22 protein-coding genes are annotated in these 20,752 nt (G+C 47.1%); 3 read left to right on the top strand and 19 right to left on the bottom strand.

Annotated features, from left to right (window positions below; all coding sequences use genetic code 11):
- Positions 1-119: 119 nt before the first annotated feature.
- From MH215_RS15095 to lspA, 5 genes are all read right to left on the bottom strand, one after another.
- Complete coding sequence (locus MH215_RS15095; protein ID WP_239291208.1) at positions 120-1,529, bottom strand: MATE family efflux transporter; 1,410 nt, start codon at positions 1,527-1,529, stop codon at positions 120-122.
- A 300-nt stretch (positions 1,530-1,829) separates the two neighbouring features.
- A complete protein-coding gene (locus MH215_RS15090; protein ID WP_239291206.1) occupies positions 1,830-2,657 on the bottom strand; it encodes a carbohydrate ABC transporter permease in 828 nt (275 codons plus the stop codon).
- Positions 2,657-3,523, bottom strand: coding sequence for a carbohydrate ABC transporter permease (locus tag MH215_RS15085; protein WP_056701770.1), 867 nt, complete (start codon positions 3,521-3,523; stop codon positions 2,657-2,659). The genes MH215_RS15090 and MH215_RS15085 overlap by 1 nt, the downstream gene beginning before the upstream one ends.
- A gap of 23 nt (positions 3,524-3,546) precedes the next feature.
- Entirely contained in the window at positions 3,547-4,785 is a 1,239-nt protein-coding gene (locus MH215_RS15080) for an ABC transporter substrate-binding protein (protein WP_239291204.1), read from the bottom strand.
- Between the two features lie 284 nt (positions 4,786-5,069).
- On the bottom strand, positions 5,070-5,552 hold the full coding sequence (gene lspA / locus MH215_RS15075) for a signal peptidase II (RefSeq protein ID WP_239291202.1): 483 nt from the start codon (positions 5,550-5,552) through the stop codon (positions 5,070-5,072).
- 264 nt (positions 5,553-5,816) lie between these two features.
- On the opposite strand from lspA, the gene MH215_RS15070 reads away from it, so the two are divergent.
- Entirely contained in the window at positions 5,817-6,296 is a 480-nt protein-coding gene (locus MH215_RS15070) for a heme-degrading domain-containing protein (protein ID WP_239291200.1), read from the top strand.
- A 267-nt stretch (positions 6,297-6,563) separates the two neighbouring features.
- On the opposite strand, the gene MH215_RS15065 is transcribed toward MH215_RS15070, so the two are convergent.
- The 12 genes from MH215_RS15065 to MH215_RS15010 all read right to left on the bottom strand — a co-directional run bounded on the left by MH215_RS15065 (position 6,564) and on the right by MH215_RS15010 (position 17,058).
- Complete coding sequence (locus MH215_RS15065; protein WP_239291198.1) at positions 6,564-7,541, bottom strand: permease prefix domain 1-containing protein; 978 nt, start codon at positions 7,539-7,541, stop codon at positions 6,564-6,566.
- Positions 7,542-7,547: 6 nt separating this feature from the next.
- On the bottom strand, positions 7,548-7,874 hold the full coding sequence (locus tag MH215_RS15060) for a PadR family transcriptional regulator (protein WP_239291196.1): 327 nt from the start codon (positions 7,872-7,874) through the stop codon (positions 7,548-7,550).
- Between the two features lie 152 nt (positions 7,875-8,026).
- Complete coding sequence (locus tag MH215_RS15055) at positions 8,027-8,974, bottom strand: nucleoside hydrolase (RefSeq protein WP_239291194.1); 948 nt, start codon at positions 8,972-8,974, stop codon at positions 8,027-8,029.
- Between the two features lie 63 nt (positions 8,975-9,037).
- The gene (locus tag MH215_RS15050; RefSeq protein WP_056701763.1) at positions 9,038-9,442 is read right to left on the bottom strand and encodes a DUF350 domain-containing protein; all 405 of its coding nucleotides are present in this window, start codon (positions 9,440-9,442) and stop codon (positions 9,038-9,040) included.
- Positions 9,430-10,839 (bottom strand): glutathionylspermidine synthase family protein, encoded by a 1,410-nt coding sequence (locus MH215_RS15045; RefSeq protein WP_239291192.1) that lies wholly within the window; start codon positions 10,837-10,839, stop codon positions 9,430-9,432. Before MH215_RS15045 ends, MH215_RS15050 begins: the two co-directional genes overlap by 13 nt.
- A 4-nt stretch (positions 10,840-10,843) precedes the next feature.
- Positions 10,844-11,137, bottom strand: a complete 294-nt coding sequence (locus tag MH215_RS15040) for a hypothetical protein (RefSeq protein WP_239291357.1) — start codon at positions 11,135-11,137, stop codon at positions 10,844-10,846.
- On the bottom strand, positions 11,137-11,616 hold the full coding sequence (locus MH215_RS15035) for a hypothetical protein (protein WP_239291190.1): 480 nt from the start codon (positions 11,614-11,616) through the stop codon (positions 11,137-11,139). Before MH215_RS15035 ends, MH215_RS15040 begins: the two co-directional genes overlap by 1 nt.
- Positions 11,617-12,234: 618 nt before the next feature.
- Positions 12,235-14,280 carry a ribosomal protection-like ABC-F family protein gene (gene abc-f, locus MH215_RS15030; RefSeq protein WP_239291189.1) on the bottom strand — a complete coding sequence of 682 codons (2,046 nt, stop codon included), beginning with the start codon at positions 14,278-14,280 and terminating at the stop codon, positions 12,235-12,237.
- A 96-nt stretch (positions 14,281-14,376) separates the two neighbouring features.
- Positions 14,377-14,538, bottom strand: a complete 162-nt coding sequence (locus MH215_RS15025) for a hypothetical protein (RefSeq protein WP_239291188.1) — start codon at positions 14,536-14,538, stop codon at positions 14,377-14,379.
- 196 nt (positions 14,539-14,734) lie between these two features.
- Entirely contained in the window at positions 14,735-15,019 is a 285-nt protein-coding gene (locus MH215_RS15020) for a hypothetical protein (protein WP_239291187.1), read from the bottom strand.
- A 50-nt stretch (positions 15,020-15,069) separates the two neighbouring features.
- Complete coding sequence (locus MH215_RS15015) at positions 15,070-16,068, bottom strand: glycosyltransferase (protein WP_239291186.1); 999 nt, start codon at positions 16,066-16,068, stop codon at positions 15,070-15,072.
- Positions 16,069-16,086: 18 nt separating this feature from the next.
- Entirely contained in the window at positions 16,087-17,058 is a 972-nt protein-coding gene (locus tag MH215_RS15010; RefSeq protein WP_239291185.1) for a phosphotransferase family protein, read from the bottom strand.
- A 258-nt stretch (positions 17,059-17,316) separates the two neighbouring features.
- Between MH215_RS15010 and MH215_RS15005 the strand changes: the two genes are divergently transcribed.
- Together MH215_RS15005 and MH215_RS15000 are read left to right on the top strand one after the other, a co-directional pair.
- Complete coding sequence (locus MH215_RS15005) at positions 17,317-17,907, top strand: TetR/AcrR family transcriptional regulator (protein WP_239291184.1); 591 nt, start codon at positions 17,317-17,319, stop codon at positions 17,905-17,907.
- 232 nt (positions 17,908-18,139) lie between these two features.
- Complete coding sequence (locus MH215_RS15000; protein ID WP_239291183.1) at positions 18,140-18,718, top strand: NAD(P)H-dependent oxidoreductase; 579 nt, start codon at positions 18,140-18,142, stop codon at positions 18,716-18,718.
- A 250-nt stretch (positions 18,719-18,968) separates the two neighbouring features.
- On the opposite strand, the gene nikE is transcribed toward MH215_RS15000, so the two are convergent.
- Positions 18,969-19,769: a nickel import ATP-binding protein NikE gene (gene nikE / locus MH215_RS14995; protein ID WP_239291356.1), complete on the bottom strand. Its 801-nt coding sequence runs from the start codon at positions 19,767-19,769 to the stop codon at positions 18,969-18,971.
- Between the two features lie 127 nt (positions 19,770-19,896).
- On the bottom strand, positions 19,897-20,703 hold the full coding sequence (gene nikD / locus MH215_RS14990; protein ID WP_239291181.1) for a nickel import ATP-binding protein NikD: 807 nt from the start codon (positions 20,701-20,703) through the stop codon (positions 19,897-19,899).
- Between the last annotated feature and the right edge of the window lie 49 nt (positions 20,704-20,752).

The following is a 20,752-nucleotide window of genomic DNA, read 5'->3' as shown; positions in this document are numbered from 1 at the left end:
TGCGACAGCAAACCATAGAAAAAAGCCGACCATAGGCACAATACTCCCCATAATCGGCTCATCTATTGAACGACTTAAGTCATCCCATTCTTGGCGAATGTATGATATTAGCTTCTACTTTAGACCGCTGGAACGGGCTGCGCTCCAATCGAATCATCTTCATCATGATCCACAAGGGCGTGTTTCTCCCAAGCGCGGCTCTTCCAGCGGAAGTACATAATAAAGGCTCGTGTCCACTCATCGGCTGCAATCGCTAGCCAGATTCCTGCCAGACCCATGTTCAGTTGGAATACAAACAGGTATCCTAGCGGCAAGCTTAGGCAGACCATCGAGATCAGTCCCATGTATACGGGGAACTTAGCATCTCCTGCGGCACGAAGGGAGTTAATGATCACGATGTTGGTCGTGCGTCCCGTTTCGAGCACGATACTGAGCAGGATGACCTGTGCAGCAATACGAATCACTTCCGGATTATCCGTGAACAAGCCTACAAGTGGCACACGGAATGCAATCACCACGAGATCGACAGCGATAGTCACGATCATGGCCCATTTTACACTTTTCCAAACACGCTGGTAAGCTGTCTCTTGCTGCTTGGCACCCACCAGTCGTCCCACCATAATCGCTGTACCCATACCAATCGCCATACTGAATAGATAGATATAAGACGAGATATTATGTGCGTATTGGCGAGAAGCCAGTGCTTCTGCACCGAGGAACGTGGCGTAGAAGAAAAAGACAAGCTGACAAGAGTGGTACATAATCTGCTCTACTGCGGATGGAATACCAATCTTCAGAATCTTCGCTACATAGTTTTTCGTAAATTGCAGGTAGAACTTGATCTCCACCCGCACTTCGGTCACACGATACATCAACCAGAAGAAGATCAACAGACAGACAAAACGGCTCACAATTGTTGAGATTGCCGCACCCTCTACCCCAAGTGCTGGCATGCCGAAGTGACCAAAGATCAGAACGTAGTTCAAACCAACGTGAAGCACGTTCATAAATACGGAGACATACATCGTCTCTTTGGTAAATCCATACGTACGAATAATCGCAGCCAAGGAATTAATCAACGCTTGAAGGAAGATAGCGCCTCCGACAATGTGCATGTACGCTTTGGCATAGACTAGAATCTCACCCTGCACATTCATTCTCTCTAGCAGCATTCCGCCGAACACAAGGAACGCCCCGCTGAGCAATAGACCCACGATGAGGTTCAGCGTAATTGCCATACCTGTAATTTTTGCTGCTTCATACAGCTTCTTCGATCCGATATATTGAGCAACAACAATCGCAGCTCCGTTACCGACAACCTCCAAGAGCAAAATCGCTATCGTAATAATCTGGTTCGAAGCTCCGATTCCAGCTACTGCATTGTCTGACACGGAACTAATCATCAACGTATCGACCGTACCCATTAACATAAACAAAAATAATTCCAGAAAAATCGGCCAGGTTAATGCGAACAGATTAAGCGATTTGCCCTGTTGCTGTGTCCCTGTTTCCGTAACGGCTGCACTCATGATGTCACCTCTTTAATCTCCATAAAATAAATAATTGTACTTAAACTTCCGACATTGAATCTTGATGTCTCAACATGTAAACAAGGGGTATAGTAGCATAGACTTTCTGAAAAAGCATCCGCTTTTACGAAAATAATTTTATTTTTTTCAAAAATTTTGAAAATGAATGGAAAAAGATGCTTTTTCATAATATTTACATAAGTTGGACCTTATGATTTGCTTATTTTTCCGATTCAATCTTGTTAACAAAGAACAGCAAAAAAGCCTGAACCAATGGTTCAGGCTTGATCAACGAAATACTTATTTAATAGAACCTTGTGTCACCCCGTTAATAATCCATTTCTGAGCGAATAGATAAATGATAATCATCGGCAACAATGCGAGCAGATAGGAGGCAAATGCCAGATTGAAATCTGTATTGAACTGACCCTGGAACACATACTGCACCAGTGGCAGTGTATATTGCGACGGATCGCTGATAATGACGAGTGGTAGCAAGAAGTCGTTGTAAGTCGACAGACATGTCAGAATACCGACTGTGGCACTGATCGGTGCCATTAACGGGAAAATGATACGCCAGAACGTGCCCCAAGTCGTCGCACCATCCACAAATGCTGCCTCCTCCAGCGTCACCGGAATCGAACGGATATATCCAACATACACAAATACGTTGAAAGCAAGTCCATAGACCGTATGCAACAAAGTAAGACCGAGTAAGTTAGTCATCTCAAGGGAAGACGTCAGCTTAACAATCGGCAGCATGATGATGGGAAACGGAATGAACATTGCACTAACGAAGTAGTAATATAATCCTTTGAAAAACTTCTGTTTCTCCATATTACGTGATATCGCATAAGCGACCATCGAGTTGCTCAGAAGTGTGAGCACAACCGTCGATGCGGTCACCATAGCACTATTGCGGAACGACTGGAAGAAGTTCGTCATATCAATCGCACTCGCGAAGTTCTCCCAGTGGAGTGTTGTCGGAATGGCGAATACCGACTGTGCCATCTGCTCTGGATTTTTCAGAGCAATCGTAACGGTCATATACAGTGGGAACAAGATAAACAGTGTACCTAGCACAACAAGTAACATCACGAGCCAGTTCGTACCTAGACGGCTTCTCATTACAGATCCATCTCCCTTCTTTGCAGGAACCGGATTTGTAGAATGGAAATCACCGCAATAACGATGAAATAAATAACCGAGTTCGCAGACTGATATGCATATTCGCCGCCTTCGAATCCTCCTGTGTAGATTAGATGGGAGATCGACTGCGTTGCCCGTCCGGGGCCACCGTTAGTTAAAGCTACGATTTGGTCGAAGACCATGAGCGAGTTCTTCATCGCGAGCACCATATTAATCGTGAAGAATGGTGCAATAAGCGGGAAGGTAATACTCCAGAACTCACGCCATTTACCTGCACCGTCAATACTTGATGCCTCATACAGTGTTGGTGATATCGTTTGCAAACCGGCCAAATACAGAATGGTGTTTAACGCCACCGACTGCCACACCGCCACAATAACGATCCCGATCCACGCTAAGCTTTCGCTACCCAGAATATTCGTTGATAGTGCGTTGATGCCGAGGTTCTGTCCCCAGATCGGAAATACGTTGGAGAACAGGTAGTTAAATATGTAACCTACAATCAATACACTTAGAATATTGGGCAAAAAGTAGATACCACGGAAAAAGTTACGGAACTTAATCTTGGCATTGAGCCCAAGTGCAATAAGCAGGCTAAGGATATTCGTTAAGATCGTGACCACGATCGCGAATTTGAAGGTAAACCAGTAGGCATTACCCACATTGTCATCCCGAAATAGATTGAAGTAGTTTTTGAATCCGACAAAATCATATTGTTTACCGAAACCATTGTAGTTCGTGAATGAATAATAGATCCCTTGGATCGCCGGCAGTGTCATAAATACGAAGAACAATACGACCGCCGGAACGGTCATCCAATAATAGGGTGCCATGCGCTTGTTCATTTGCCATCCTCCTACGACAAGGGTTAACGCCGGTTCGCTACCTTGTCCCATTCTTTGTCAAGTGTATCTAGATAGTTATCGATATTTTGATTTTGCAAAAAGGACTGCACGATGGAATTCAGTTGCACAGCGGCTGGAATATAGTGATCGGCGAAGTCGATGACCTTGCCCTGCTCAATATATGGCATCAATTCCTGCACGGCAGGATCATCCTGCTTGACGCCCTCTACCGCAGAGAACAATGTCTGTTCGTCGATATATCTTCCGATATTCTCAGGCTCCAGCAAAAAGGCAATAAACTCCTCGGCCTGTGTTCGGTTTGGCGTATCCGCGGCAATGGTAAACAACGAATCGATACCGTTTACAAGCTTGATCTGACTTGTGTCATTACCAGTTGGGAACGGGAAGAAGCCAATGTCCACATTCGGGTTCGCCTTACGAATCTCTGGAATAGCCCAAGTTCCTTGGATGTACATGAAGGCTTCACCATTAGCAAACGCCCGGTTACCATCCGAGTACGCTTTACCGAAGTTATCACTATGACCATACTTCATCAGTTCAAGCTGTTTCTCTGCGACCTCACGATACTTCTCCTTGAAAGTGACTTGGTTATCCCGACGTTGCTGATAAAAATCAATGCCTGCGAGATTGGAACCTAGCGCGTTAAAGGGCAAGCTTGTCTGCCAGTCATCTTTATAAGTGAAGTAAAAGGGGATTTTGCCTGCATCCTTAATTTGTTGGGCGGTAGCAATCAGCTCATCCCATGTCTTGGGCACATCCAGCCCCATTTCGTCAAACAACGTTTTGTTGTACATGATGCCGTTTGCATTTGTTGCGTAAGGAATACCTGTTACTTCATCCATTCCCGTAAGATCCTTTAGCATCTGTATGTAATTGGGATCTATCGTTTCGAGTAGAGAGCTGTCTGTTAAATCGGTGAAAATATCACTCTGAGCGAGCGTGGAATAGGTATCGGTTGCACCCATCGCCATAATATCCGGTATGTCATTCTTAACGACCCTAGTTTTCAGAACTGTCTCCGCATCGGGTGGATTGACTTGAGTCACTTGAATATCAGCATGTGCGGCGTTGAAGGTTTGGATCAATTCGTCAAAAGTTGCTTTCGCCTCAGGCTTGTTCTGGAAAAATTCAATCTGCACTTTGCCATTCGCGCTATCTTTGCTTGTACACGAAGATAGAAGTACAGCCATTATTCCACACAGCAACAGCGCCCGAAGAGCCTTAGTAATCGATGTTCTCATGTTGTACCTCCTTTGCGTAATATGTAAATACATACCCATAGAGTACTTGGAGGAACCATGTGTATTTCTTCCATCCCCTCTACTACCATCTGTATTTACATCAATCGACATAAAATACCCTTTCTTATTTCTAAAACGATTTCGGTTAAAATGAATCAAGCGATCTATTCTGCTTAAGGGATGGAAAAGAACCAAAAAAGAGACATCGGAATTCATCCAATGTCTCTCATTTAGTAGCTCTACGGCCTATAACAACCTGTTGTTATTCTATACGTTACGGACGTTCAATTTTTGGGCAGAGCATTACGTAACCGTTTAGCTCGATAACCCTGAAATGCACGGATTAACATGCCGATAATAATCATCACTACACCGATGTTGATCGCAACATCTGCGAGATTCAAGATCCCGCGTCCAGAAGGGAACACCAGGAAATCCGTTACCCGGGCATATATGAATCGGTCGAGCGCATTACCGAGCGCACCACCTACCATGAAGCCTGCGCCAGCCTGCATCCAGAAACCACGAATCTCACCTTTTCTGCGGTAATATAGAATACCTGCGATGAACAGGACAGCAATCACGCCGAATAAGCGTGCATTTCCCTGAAACAAACTGCCGGCCATACCAGTGTTCTCGTAATGCTGGAGTTGCATGCCAGAGTCGCCGAGCCTCATTACATCTCCAACTTCCATATACATCCTCACTGCAATCTTGGTTCCTTGATCCACTAAGGTCACCAGCAGTGCCACAAAATAAAACAGCATCGTACCCTCTCCTCCTGACTATAACGCAATTCTGAGCGATAACTTACTTTAGGGTTTATTAAAATAGATTCTAATATTAATATTAAAAATTTTGTCTAACGACGTTCTCCTTACTTTACCACAGTGGATACACGGTCTCCAAATGACTGGCTTATCGTGTAGTGCAGAATGTACGGCACTCTCCACCCTCCGAATCATGCAGGTACTACATCGCACCACGTCGAATGTAGACATCAATCATAATCGAAGAGGAGCTAACCGAGCATGAATCAACCACTGACAGAGAAATTAGGGGAAATGCAGCAGGAAGAAAAGGACTTGATCTTCCACACGTTTAATTCAGAAACTGCGCTTCAGCTAGGTCTACATCTCGTCGAAGAAGCCAAACGTCGTTCACAAGCCGTAACCATCGATATCACACGGAAGGGGCATCGTCTTTTTTTGCATGCGATGGAGGGTACCCATCCGGATAATGAAAATTGGATTAGACGGAAAAACAATGTGGTGAACCACTTCTCGTCCAGCTCTTGGCACACCGCCCTGCGGCTGAGAAACGAGAACCAATCTCTAGAGCAGGACTATGACCTCTCTGACGCGGACTATGTACTGGCTGGAGGAGCTTTCCCACTGATCGTTGAGAATGAGGGACAAGTGGGTACCATCACCGTATCGGGCTTGCCCGATGAAGAAGACCATGATCTGGTCACCACGGGCATTCGCTCATTTTTGTTGCAGCAAGGTTAAACTAAATCGATATTGTCCCAATATAGGATAAATGCAAAACAAAAACTCCCAGCATAGTAGAGATACAGTTTGGATTTCACTGCCTACTATGATGGGAGCATTTTAAACTACACACAAGGTGAGCCAACATACAAATATGTCAGGATAAGAGATACAACCACAATGTAATATCGTGAATTGTCAAACCTCTTATTGTCAGTAGTACCATTGATTTCAGTAAAAATGTGGTTGCTTCCAATTGAGTATCGAGACTTCAAGGCTAGCGCTTTAAGACGGGTTACGATCCTTCATGATGTGGTATAGATTACCGAAACTACCGGACAATACGCCTGCAATCGGAAATATCACCCAATTGATGTCCCAACGATGCATTATAAAGCCTGTGAATAGAAAGATTGCTATCGCCAGCGGCCATATTACAGCCTCCACGGCCTTCACAGCACGCACTTCTTCCTTCTTCTCTGCCGTCAAATGATGCTCCTCCAGCAATGTGGTATAGGCCCCTTGAGTATTACCATAATATACGAATAGGAATACACCGACTCCCGCCATGACCATAAAAGAGGATACACCATAAGGAGCATAGTTATCACCCAGATAAGCGGCTGCGAATATAAGCGCTGGGGCTAGAATACATAAGCTTACACCTGTGATGAGCGCTACTCGGTAAGTCAGGGCGAAGTTCGCCTGGTTACGTTGAAGATTCTGCTTAAGTGCATATGGCAGTTGGAAACCTTCCTCCAGGTAACTGAACCGTTCAAGCTTCATACCACTGTGAATGAACATGCCGACCGCAATGGCAACGAGTAGAAACATACCAATCAGACCTATTACACTGCCTGTGTCAATGGAACTCTGAGCTGTTGACATACCATAATTCTCAGCTAAGGTGCTCATGAAGATCAAGAATCCTACGCCTGACGCGCATAGCAAAACACCAAGCCCTGTCCACAATCCCGCACTTTTCTTCGCATTAGTGTATGCATAGGCTTCTTCCTCCGTCAGTACAGGTACCATTTCCTCCATATGAACTGGTTCTATGCCAAGTTCAGCGGTTAACTCCTCAATGTTACCGAACTCGGAGATCACAATACCGATCGCTTCGTTCTCTGATTTGCCCTCTCGTTTGAGCTCCAGGTACTTATCTTCCATTCCAGTTAAGAGCTCCTGCTTTAGATGCTCTACTTCAGAGGTTCTCGGAAGATTGGCAAACATGTTCTCCAGATACACCACAATTGTCTCCATGCCCATTCACAGCTCCCTGATAAATAGATTAACAACCTCCTGCGTAACCTTCCATTCTTCACACTTAGCCCGGTAGTAGTCTAGACCCAGCGGCGTAATTCGATAATAGGTACGACGCTTGCCCAGACTCTCATCCTGGTAGAACGATTCAATGTATCCATTCTTCTCTAATCGGGTGAAGGCCGAATATAGTGTCGTCTCCTTCATCACATACTTTTCCTCTGTTAGCTGTCTAATGTTCTTGGAAATCTCGTATCCGTACGACTCCCCTTCGAGCAGCATATAGAGAATCAGCGTATCATTGTAGCCACGTATCACGTCACTGCTGATCACAAAAGATACTCCTCCTCGTTACTCCATCTGTCGTAGTAATCTGAGTATATCATGTTTACTACGACAGGTGAAGTAGTTGATCCTAAAATAGGCAAAAAAAAACCGCACCTGCTAAAGGTACGGTTCATGTTACATTTATTGAGGTTGTTGAGTTATTGAATAGCTGAGAGAACGTCCAGCAGCATGGATTTGAACTTAGAACGATCAATCGCCTCACATACACGTACATTCGGCTCTTTACCGAAACGTCCGTTAATGTCCACCACACTGTATCCACGTGTCAGTTCGCCCGCAGCCTCTACATCTACATAATACTGACCAGATTTCGTCATAAGGGATTCATCTGCGGCAACAGCCATCAGTAGTGTATCCGGGTGTGTCGTACCATTCAGTTTATGTACTGACTTGTTGAACTGCATAACCACCTTGTTAATAGCGGTGAAGAAATCAGCACCGGACGTACCAAGCGCAGCAATCTCTGTATGATCGTCATCATCCATAACCGAATATTGCGTACACATCTCCCAGCCCACCATGGTGATTGGAATCCCTGCATGCAGCACGATCTTAGCCGCTTCCGGATCAACGTAGAAATTATATTCTGCTGCTGGTGTGATGTTGCCTAGTGCATTATTCGTTCCACCCATGATGTACAAGTGGGCAATCTCTGGAATAATAGTTGGATCCTTCTGAATTGCCATTGCAATATTGGTCAGCGGAGCAATCGCAAGAAGCTCTATCTCACCCGGGTTCGCATGAACCTTCTCAATAATAAAATCAACCGCATGCCCCTGCTCGGGACGCTGATCTGCCTTCGGAAAATGCGCACCACCCATGCCGTCGTCGCCATGAACATCTTCTACCGTGCGGTGCTGTGCTTGCCCGTATGCCATAAGTGGTCGTTCGCAGCCCTTGTATACAGGCACCTTGCCACTATGTCCAGCAACTTGTACCGTGTACAGCGCATTTTCGACCTCTTGATCAAACTGCACATTCCCACCTGTAATCGTGATGCCTTCCACTTGAAAATGATGCAATGCAGTCAGGATGGCAATCGTATCGTCTCCTGCTGTATCTGTATCGATGATGACTCTTCTCATGATGCAATGCTCCTTCTTCCGTATAAGATTCGTTCTACATTAACGTTTACGTCAGGATTTATTTTACATCAAAAAAGTACCGATGACGATGGAAACACCAATGATCACCGAACGAAGCAGCTGTGCCACCGCCATATTGCCTCTTGCGATTTCGTCACATACCCGCATTTTGGGAATCAGGAAATCAAATATAATATAGACCAGGCACAGAATAATGATACCCAGCACCGACCATAGGAGCATATCCAGCCACGCATGTGTAGAGAAGGATACCATACCCACAATGATACACAGTCCTAACAATTTGCTACCCATGTACATGCCTGCCGCTTCATTACCTTTAGCGATTTCTTCGCTATCGTTATAGCGGGTCAATTTGCTAAATGCAAAATATCCACATACCAGTACGACGAGCAGAATACCTATACCCACCGCAACATTCACCAGGTTCAACCCTAAGTTCTCCATTCCTTCTCCTCCTCATCGTTCATTCGTTCACGTACCACAGCAGCACAATAATAGGCCATATCTCCGGTGACCTTCTCTCCAACCCGAGGTAGCATACCCGCAAAACGCCCACCAATGACAAACACTCCTGTGAGCAAATATCCACTGTACACCCCATCCTCAGTCTGAATCACGGCCTGCTCCATCGGGACCATCTGCTGATAGATTTTGGGCTGGTTGTCATAATAGGCCGCAATCTCTTCCTCTTCACTCACTTCGTTTTCTTCGATTGCATTAGAGCCTGAATCTGCCCCTATCACTGTGTCCAGCGGTTGAAGCACATCCTGTAATTGGCTAAGTTGATTGGTATCTCCATCCAGCAAAAGCGTTCCTCGGCCTTCGCGCCCCCAATAGCTCTTGGCTACATAAGGCAGAGCGCTCTGCTCGAAAGGCTCAGCTGAGAAATAGGTCCGCAGCAGGTAACGGGAGATGACCTCCATCTCTGCATCATTAAAGAGCGTGAACCCGCAGTATTCCGGGGTCTGTTCGTTCCGTTCATAGAGTGACCAGATGGCTGCCATGAAGCCTTTGCTCTGCATTAGCACATGCTGTACGGGGTTCATCAAGCCCAACCGACCCTCGCGTACCAACTCAAGCAGTGCCGCCCCGACTTCCACACCTGTGCGCTCATCCCGATCATCGATCAAATATTCCAGAGGATAGAGACGGTACAAAAGATGAATCTCCCTGCCCTGATGATATAGCGCCTCACCTGGCATAATTTCCAATTCCTCCAGCGGCGCATAATACGTCTCGTATCCTGCTTCCCGGCAGCGCTCCATCAGATAGGCTGTATTGGTTCGATCCTCCACATGATCTCCGTAAGAGGTGAATGTCACCAGCCCTTGCAATCCTTGCTCTGCATAGAAGGACAGCCATGACTGGAAGCATTCCCGAATGCGAGCAGCCATCTCGGCAGATGGCGAAGTCCACGCAGCATCCTCAGCCAGCCCGATCAAAATACCTTCAAGCGAAGCAGCCTCCGGTATGCCCGTCGGGGTGTCGGTATTATTTTCAATACACTTCAGTCCAGCTTCGCCAATGATCCAGTCCTGACGGGTGATTCCGCCAGTAACCGCCTCCATCCGTGCTGCCGGAATAAGTCCAGGGTGAATGCCCAACGGATTTTCTAGAAATGAATCAGGCATATAACGCTGGATAAATCGCATCACCTTGCAGTAGATCGCATCCACTGCTTCAGCCGCAGAACGAAGCTCCTCTACTTCGGACGGTTTGTAGACCGTCAGTGCAGGAACACAATATTGCTTCCCATACATGCGATGATAGGGAATGTGCTGTCCTGCTTCACCACCAAAGACCTCGTCATGACTGAACGGCAACGAATACACTTGTCTCATTGGGTTATCCTCCCGAACTGCGGAAGAAGCTGCCAAACCCGCTTGATTTGGATTTGGATGTGGATGAGCTATATGAGCTATTGCCGTCCTTGTTGCTGCGATAAGAGGAGCCACCGCCATAATAATAATGTCCACTACTCGAATCATACTCACATCCGGTGTCGTACTCCGGATCACATTCATCATTGTTGCTGCCACATCCCGCCAGTACAGCAGGAACAGCTAGCATTAGGGAGAATGCCACCAGTTTTGCTTTGGAACCGGGTCTCCCCCTGTGGTTGCGCTCTTCTTCGTTCATCACAGATCCACCTCCTTCATGAAAAACAACACTTTCCTACGATCTGCATCCAGCACCGAATACAGGAACTCATACGTCTTGCCACTGCGAACCATATAGTGATCCAGGAGCTGTTCGGCAATCTCCATCGTGTAAACTGAAGCCTCTGTGAGCGTTAGCTCCTCAAAGGAATGTCCATTCCACAGCATGTACTCTGGGCTGTACATAGAGGACATTTTGCACATGGCCAGCGCTGCATCCGCAATTGCCCCACCGTATCCCTCCGGCATCTGCGTTTCATACGCTGTCACATAAACAGCATGCTCCCGCTGATCCTGACACTCGTTGGACAGATGTGCCCACAGTTTGTTTTTGACCAGTGTGGCATCCACCAACTTACGCATGAACAGTTCATCCCTCGTCACTGAGGCCTGCTCCAGCACGCCGCTCTCCGCCTGTTTTTCATCCGACCAGCCTCGATACGTCAATGAGTAATACATCCCGATAACCTCCCTTTCTGCAAGCTCTTAGGTGAGCCGTTTCATTACATACAAACGTATTTAACGCATCGGAAGAGAAAAAGTTACACAATTCACCATGACATGTAAAAAAGAACATGTTAGCTGTCCTCCTTCCACTCGTTAGCGTAGTAATCCGGAACAAACGTATGAATTGGACGCCCCCGGCTCAAAGGCAAAATGGAGCTGTCGCAAAAGGAATTCTCCCTCTTGGCTCCGAGCGCTAACGAACCGACGACATCTTATTAAGCCGTTTATCTACGTATGCAAGATTTAACGAACCTCAGTAACGCTATTCCGTCATAAAACCGTGTAAAAAACTTTAAATTTGACTGTATCGACGAAGTAACGCCGCTGTGGTTCGTTAGATCTCAAATCCGGGGAAATGGGAGCGAATAGCGTTTGTCAGATTCATTAAATGATAATCACGATAAAGGGGATATCCCCCGTCATTTTCATGACTTATGGGATATCCCCTTTGACCTCCACCTTACCTTCTATATAGCGTCAATGAATTCTTAACTTAGCTATCTTGCGTCGTAAGGTGTTCGGCTAACTGACTAGGCTGTCTAGCTTAACTTAGTTAAATCGCAGTCCAGCCTAGAGCCCAGCCCATTGTTCTAACAGTCCATCATATTCAGTTGACAATCGCTCACGCTCGTTCCATAAGCTCTCCAGCTCAACCGGGTTGTGCTGTGCAGCCTCTAACTGCTGATCCATGCCCTGAATCTGCGCTTCAAGCCGAGCTAATGCCTGCTCCAACTTCTCCGCAGATCGTATGCTGTCATTGCTCTTACCTCGGTTGGCAACAGTAGCTGAGGAAGCTGAGACTGAATTAGACATGTTGCTCACTCCCGTAGTTGCGATATCACTATTGCCGCTAGCCTTAGCCGTATCAGCAGATCCATCCATCGTAGAAGATACGTCGGATTTCTTCTCCAAGCCGGACGAAGCCGCATTGCTACGGGAGGATGCTCCCGTGGCAAGGTGTGCCGTGGCATCTGCCCGGGCTTTCCGTTCAAGCTTCTTCTCGCGGTAAGCCTCGTAGTCTCCAAGGTAAGTGGTCATCTGTCCATTCTCCAATTCCCAGACACGGGAAGCCAGGCGATTCACGAAATACCGATCATGTGAGATTGCAAGCACTGTTCCTTCATAATCCACAAGCGACTCCTCTAACGCTTCTCTGGAGGCAATGTCTAGATGGTTCGTCGGTTCATCCAAGAGCAGCACATTCGGTTTGCGCTGAACCAACAGAGCTAACCGGAGACGTGTCCACTCCCCACCGGATAACTGCCCAACAGAGCGGAATACGTCTGCCCCATAGAAGAGATAACGAGCTAAAATTCCTCGTGCTTCTCCTTCCTCCACCCCAGCTTCTAACCGGAAGTATTCAAGAACATTCAGCTTCGGATTCGTCGGTTCCTCCTGTTGAGCCAAGTACCCTACGTCCACACGTGCGCCCCATTCCAGCTTGCCGGCATTAGGTTGTTCTTCACCAAGCAACAGCTTGAATAGCGTGGTCTTACCCGAACCGTTCCGACCGATCAGAGCAATCTTGTCGCCATACTCCAATAGACCGGAAACGCCGCATAGAATTGCACGTCCACCGTACCCCTTCTCAACATGCTCCAGAACGGCTACTCGCTTGCCCGTGCGATCTGTAGGACGGACGTCGAAGTCAGCATTGCGCCGCTCCAGCACAGGTCGCTTCACCTGTTCCATACGCTCCAGTGCTTTGCGCATAGAAGCTGCTCGCCGGAAAAACTTCTCGTTACCACCAACCCTGCCCCATTCCTCCAGTTGGCGGATCGTTTCTTTCATTTTTTTGATGACCTTCTGCTGCTCCTTAAACTCCTCGAACTGCTGCAACAGCCGTTGCTCCTTCACCTTCATATATGCCGTATAGCCTCCAGCAGACGTCTGGGCTTCACCATCCTCCAGCTCCAGTGTTCGAGTGACCACCCGATCAAGGAAATAACGATCATGCGAGATGAGAACCACTGTACCGGGATATTCTCGTAAAAATCCCTCCAGCCACTCCACCCGCTCTAGATCCAGATGGTTCGTCGGCTCATCCAGCAATAACAGATCTGGTCTTACGATCAACTGCGAAGCCAGCACCACCCGGGTCTGCTCTCCACCAGACAACGAACCGAAGCGCCAATCATAATGCGCCTTAGCCAGATCCAAACCATCCGCCACCTGATCGATTCGGGCGTCCATCTCATAACCACCCTCACGTTCAAACTGCTCTTGTAGGGCAGCATATCGTTTCAACAAACGGTCTAATTGATCAGGATCTGCTGCACATGCTGGATCGGACATCTGCTGCTCCAATTCCTTCATGCGTGTGCGACACTCCATGAGCTCCCTGAACCCAAGACTCAGTACATCTAGCACTGTGTAGTCATCCATCCCTTCAGGGACTTGAGCTACGTAGCCGATCCGGGTATCTTTCTTGATCATGAGTTGCCCTTCATCCGGCTGGTTTAACCGGGCCATCAAGCGCATGAGTGTTGTTTTGCCGCTTCCGTTGCGGCCGATCAGAGCAACCTTGTCGCCCTCCATAATTTCAAAAGTAATGCCGTCCAGCACCAAATGTGCTCCGTGGTATTGTGTCAGTTGTTGCGCGCTAATGATCATCATAATAAGGTTCCTCCTATGGATTGGAAGATCCTGACCGCAACACAAAAAGAGCCGCAGAGGTTAGCTCCGCGGCTCTTCCGAATCAAGCAATTACGCTTATTGTCCGAATGAGGTCAAGGCAGGCATCTTCTCGCAAATGTTAACTTCCGTATATTCAAAATTGGACAGACTTCTCCCGTTGTTGGAAAAAGTATGAACAATGCCAGCCATAGCAATCGGTAGCTGGCTAATACGGTTGTTAAGCATCTGGTGATTCACCTGTCTTCACCTCCCTTTTCATAATTAATGCCAATATATCACAGACGCCTGTATCTCTGCAACCAGGCTTTTGTCCTTATGTTGTCTCCTGATCTATACGATAACGTTCACGAAAGCCCCCGATTTCTCCGCATGTATGAGACTAGACCATAACTCTCATCACTGCAGCTGTACGAACGCAAACTCAAAACCTAGATTAATTCCCGCCTCGACGTCGAATCACCAGAGCTGTAATCGCCACTGTAATCAGCGTTAATAGTCCGGATGTTCCCAGTGCTACGCCGAGCAATGCATAACCGATGCCTGGCCATCCACCAATGTCGATGCTAATCATGATAATGATGGCACCCCCGAGCAGAGTCACACAGGGCAGGATTGACTGAATCCACGTTATTTGGCGCTTCTGCGCCCGATAAACAAGCCATTCAATTAGCAGCTGCACCATCCACATGCCGAGTGTCCACAAGATGACTACGTCCATAAAGTCCTCCTTCTAATGACACCGCTCTACTTCGCGCGCATTCTTACGTTTTACTTCAACCAATCTGCAAAAAAGTTCCGATACCCTTCCTTCATGATCGTTCGCGAAAAGGCTCCAAACGCATACTCTCGGTTATCTTCAGACACACTCCGCGGAGCGGCAGCAGCCATGTTCACCAATTCAAACCAGTTATCCTCATTCCCTGCAAAGGCATGTGTGGATCGAATGTGACCATAACAAGCATGCTCTGGCTTCACAACCATTTTGCCCATCGCCATCGCTTCTGTCAGAGGCATTGCAAATGTATCAAATGTGGAACAGCTCCAATACACCTTAGCGGAATTCATCAGTGCAAATACCTCATCCTGTGTCAGTGCAAATTGCAGTTTCACATTGGAAGGGATGTTGTATTTCTTCATGCTCTCCTCGTAGCGTCGACCACCAAACACCATGTATACTTCTTTGTCCGGGTTCTGTCTAGCATACTCAAGCACCAGATCCGGTCGACGATTCTCCTCATCTCGGCCGATCCAGAGCACGCGGTTATGTACGACCTGGTTCGGGTCGTAATGGCGGTGCGCCAGCTCTTCATTGAAGCCAATTGGAATGACGTTCACGTCATGCACACCGAAATTGCGCCCGAGCTCTCTTTTCAAAAACTCGGTCTGAACTACCGCTTTGTCTACCATCGTATAGAACGGCTTCATCATCTCGTATCCCGTCAGTGCGGGGTCAGGAAAGCTGTGTGGGAACAGCACGCTTTTGGGCAAGAACATCTTCAGAAATGTAAATCCTGATACCGTGTAAATGACATGCTCAATATTCTGGCTATGAATCTGGTCAAGCACGACATCATAGTTTACCAGATCGCCTTTCTCATGCTCATAACCTGGCAACCAATCATATCCGCTAACGTGACGCTCTGGGGAGATAAAGACAATATCTACGCCCAGCTCCAGTCCAATCTGCTTCAGTCGATCCGCGAACACGCGTGGTCCCTGAGCTTCTGTGAATTGAATTTTACGCATAACAAGTCCTACTTTACGCATGTGCTATACCCCTCATTTCTATTCCGTGAACAATTGGTTCATGCACTGATGGAGCGTTGCTGCCGTCTCCTGCCACTGCGCACGAAGTTGTCCCTCAGGCCATATACAATCTGCATTATTCAGATCACGATCAATTAAACGCAGCATCCATAAAGAAAATACAAATGCGTACGCATGATACCAAGCTGCAAAAGAATCCGAATCGATCTCTACAACACACTCCTGTAAATGATCCAGATAAACGGTAATGACCCGCTCCCGCAGCTGCGGAGTAACTGTTCTAGGGAACAACGGATGGGACAAATCCACCAGATGATACATATCCCATAGTGGTGTATTCAGATGGGCATGCTCCCAATCAATAATGACCAATCTTCCCTTCACCTCGGCAATATTACCTGGATGCAGATCACCATGGCACAGAACGAGTGGAAGATGCTTCTCTGCGTTACGAATCTGCAACGTAAGTTCATCCCAGTTTGCAGACGAGAGCTTCATCCCTAGACTAGAAAGCAGTGCCTGCGTCTCTTGCTGATGATCAAGCAGATCACGTAACATATCCCCAATCGATGGCTTCTGCCCTACTCGGGGCAGATCAGTCCATGCCGATGTCGATAACGTATGCCAATATGCCATCTTAGCGGCTGCGAGTAGCATCGTATTTTCACTCAAATCATGGACAAGATGCCCTAGATCCTCATAAATTAGCCAGCTCTGTTCATGGACTGTCTCTGCGGCGGATGATGCAATTAGTTCCGGAACAAGTAAAGCTAACTCGGGAAATATATGCTGAGCCACCCATTGTTCACGTCCATACTGTGTATCATGGGTTAGTGGTTTGAAAATATAACTCTCGCCCGTAGGCACGGTGAACCGCTCCACATATCGTCCATTCATCCCCTGGTACAACTGCTCCCGAGCCACAATATTAGCTTCATTCAGCACACCTTCAGGGGTTACCCATTCGTGCACTTGTATGTCTTTATTCATTATGTCCACCATCCATTTTGCATCCACCCGCACAGCTATCTATTCGCTCTCTCGTGCCTATTCCGTTCAACGAATTCACCTTAAGCTAATACGTCAATCTGTTTCTACAGGTTCGATGTTTTGTCCATCATACGCTTTCGTCTTGCTGGTCTGCAAGCGTAGGATATAGGGATTGTTTAAGAGGGATTCGAAAGGCAATGATCATGATCTAATTTCATTACTCTTGCTTTTTGGTTAGTAATCACTTACTATTCAATCATGAAGAACAAACCTCATTCAGATAGCAAAAAGAAAGACATTCTACAAGCTGCCATGCGCTTGTTTGCGACCAAAGGCGTTGACGGCATTTCCGTCAAAGAGATCGGTGACGCTGCTGGAGTAACGGATGCGGCGATCTACAAACATTTTAAGAACAAGGATGCGGTTGCGCTCGAAGCCTTTACACAATACTGCGCTGACTATACAGCCTTAATTGATGGATATGTTCGTCAAGAAGGAACGGTCAAGGAGCGCTTTCAACGATTAATTGCCGAGGTATTAGAGATGCATGATACAGATCCGTACGGACTACTGCTGATCTCGCAAAATCATGAAATATTCATTGAAGTTGGAAGCAGTGAGGGTTACCGTCAACCGCTGGATGCGTTAATGGATTTGATTGATCAAGGTATCGTACGTGGCGAACTGCCTGCTCAAGATTCAAAATTAACTGGCGTGATGATCATCGGTGCCATAACATACTTGGCTGCATCCAGCATGCAAGGGCTGTTACCCGAACGACTCGTCCCCTATACAGACGAGACGATACATCGTCTTATGTCGATGCTGGGGGATGCATCTCAAGCATAACGGACGAGTGGAGCCTACTCATGACATCTGCCTAGGTAGGACTGCTACTACACTTTGTCCATGTTTCATGGATAATAGCAATGCTGCATAAGATAAAGAGAAATGTGTCAGTCCAACTTACCACTAAATAAATAGTATTGTGCGGATTATTAACAGGTCATACGTGGCCTTTCTTTTTTTGCACATGAGGTTAGTGTTCATTAACTAAAATAGCGAGGACGTGTTATTTCAAATGAAAAAAGTATTAATTATTCAGGGTAACCCTGTTTCACCCAGTTACAATGGTGCTCTCGCTGAAGCTTATCGTACAGGCGCTGTTGCCGCAGGTGCCGAAGTACGTATGATCACTTTAAACGAATTAAAGTTCAACATGAATTTGGAAGGAGGGTACCGTAATAAGTTGCCCCTCGAGCCTGACTTACTGCAAGCACAAGAAGCCATTAAATGGGCCGAACACCTCGTCTGGGTATTCCCGATCTGGTGGGGAGGACCTCCAGCTCTGCTAAAAGGTTTCATAGATCGGATCTTCATGCCTGGTTATGCCTTCAAATACCAAAAGGGCAAACCCCTACCAGATCAATTGCTTAAAGGTCGCACTGCTCGCTTGATCACTACGATGGATGGCCCGAGTTGGTACTTCAAATGGTTCCAGGGTGAACCCGCACACAAGATGATGAAATATTCCACCTTCAGACTCACGGGTATCAAGCCTGTACGAACCATAACCGTAGATCAAGTGGGTAAACAGACTGAGGCACAGCGAAAGAAATGGTTGGAGAAAATTGAGCAGTTGGGGCGCACGCTAACATAAGAAGAAGGCTCCTTACGATTGATACTGTATCACCCCGCTCTGCCATTCTACGGGGAGATATCCAGGTAAAAACGCTCCAACATTTCCATTGGAAACGTGCACTCTTTTGATCACACATCTCCTTTACGTCACCGGATGGTATTTGCTGGCTTGGATGTCATACTGCTGAGTTCAGAACTACATATAGGTAACCACAAAAAAAAGGCCAGCCAGTACTTACTGGCTAACCTAATCATATGAGAGCCATTCGTCAACCGAATGGAATGCGATCGGACGGATGTTCAGGCAAAATCGATGATACTAACTGCCGCACAGCCGGATGTTCCGATTGCACGATCTCTTCGTTGTCACTGCCGTAATACACCAGCCTTCCCTGATCCATCACGCCAATGCGATCACAGATCGTCATAGCAGCTCGAATATCATGGGTAATGAACAAGTACGATAACCCATAAGACGCGCGTAACTCTGCAAGCAGGGATAATATCTGTGTCTGGTGCACCATATCCAGGCTGCTTATCGATTCATCCAGTACAATTAACTTGGGCTTGAGTGCGATTGCCCGTGCAATGTTGACGCGTTGTAACTGTCCTCCGCTGAACTGATGTGGATATTTGCTAGCATCCTCGGGTTTAAGTCCCACCTGTTCAAGCAATTCTCCAACCACGCGTCGCTGATCCGTTGCGGATAGCCGCTCATAATTGTCCAGTGGTTCTCCGATGATCTGTGCGGCGGTCATCAGCGGATTCACAGCAGAGTAACAGTCCTGAAATACGACCTGCAGATCTCGCCGTAACCCCTTCATTGCTGATTTGCTCGCACGGTACATATCCTGACCTTGAAACAAAACCTGCCCCTCGGTAGGCTTCTCCAGCCCCAATATGATTTTGCCGAGTGTGCTTTTCCCCGCCCCACTCGTACCTAACAGCCCAAGGCACTCACCTTTTTGGATCACAAGTGAAACGTCTGCCAGCACAGGAGGGCGTGCCCCCGAACGATCCAGCCAGTTGCGTTTGCCATAGCTATGGCTTACTTCACGTACCTGAAGCATCAGGTCACCATCCTCTCGTATACTCGGCATAGGTTCTCTTTATGAAACGAAACCGATAAAACTGGAAATCCACCACCGTTCACGTTTCACGTCATTCCAGTTCACCCACGGAACAGATCAGTCACGCTCATCGTCCCAAAGACATTCTCGGGCGAGCATGAAGCAGCATCCGTGTATATTCATGCTGTGGTTGATCAAATAACTGATGTACTTCTGCCTGCTCGATAATTCGCCCCTTCTGCATCACTGCAACTTCATCAGCCATCTGTGAGATCACACCCAGATCATGTGATATGAGCAAAATGGCCGTTCCGTACTCGGTGCGAAGTCGATCCAGCTCTTGCAGCACCTTCAACTGGTTAACGACATCTAGCGCAGTCGTTGGCTCATCAGCAATAACCAGAGCCGGTCGCAGACACATCGAGATCGCAATCATGACCCGTTGCAGCATGCCTCCGCTCAGTTGGAATGGATATCGTTTCATCAGCTTGGCAGGTTCGGGTAGATTCATCTCTGCTAAGGCAGATATAGCCTGCTCTTTGGCTTGTGCTTTGGTCATTTGCGTATGTGTACGTAAAGTCTCAATGAACTGTGAACCAATCGTAAATACAGGTGTAAAAGCATTCATCGGATTCTGCATAATAAATCCAATTTCCTTGCCTCGGATGCGCCGCATCTCCTCACTGGATAATGAGCTTAGCTCTCTACCATTAAGTCGAATGCTGCCGGTCACTTCCATCCTGCGCTGATCCAGCATATGGAGTAGTGCGTTGCATGTAACTGTCTTGCCGCTGCCACTCTCGCCGACAAGCCCGAAGACACGCCCCTTCTCCAGCTCAAAATGAATAGGCTCTAGTAGTGGAACAGAGCCATCCGCAGTTCGTAGGTTCACTTGCAGGTCACGAACCTCGAGTACTTTCGCTGTATCAACCATCGTTGTTGTTCACCCCTTGTCCCGCTTGCCTTCGCCTTCATTTTCTTCA

This window comes from Paenibacillus sp. ACRSA (assembly GCF_022346845.1).
Lineage (GTDB): Bacteria > Bacillota > Bacilli > Paenibacillales > Paenibacillaceae > Paenibacillus.
This window is presented reverse-complemented; position numbering and strand designations above follow the sequence as displayed.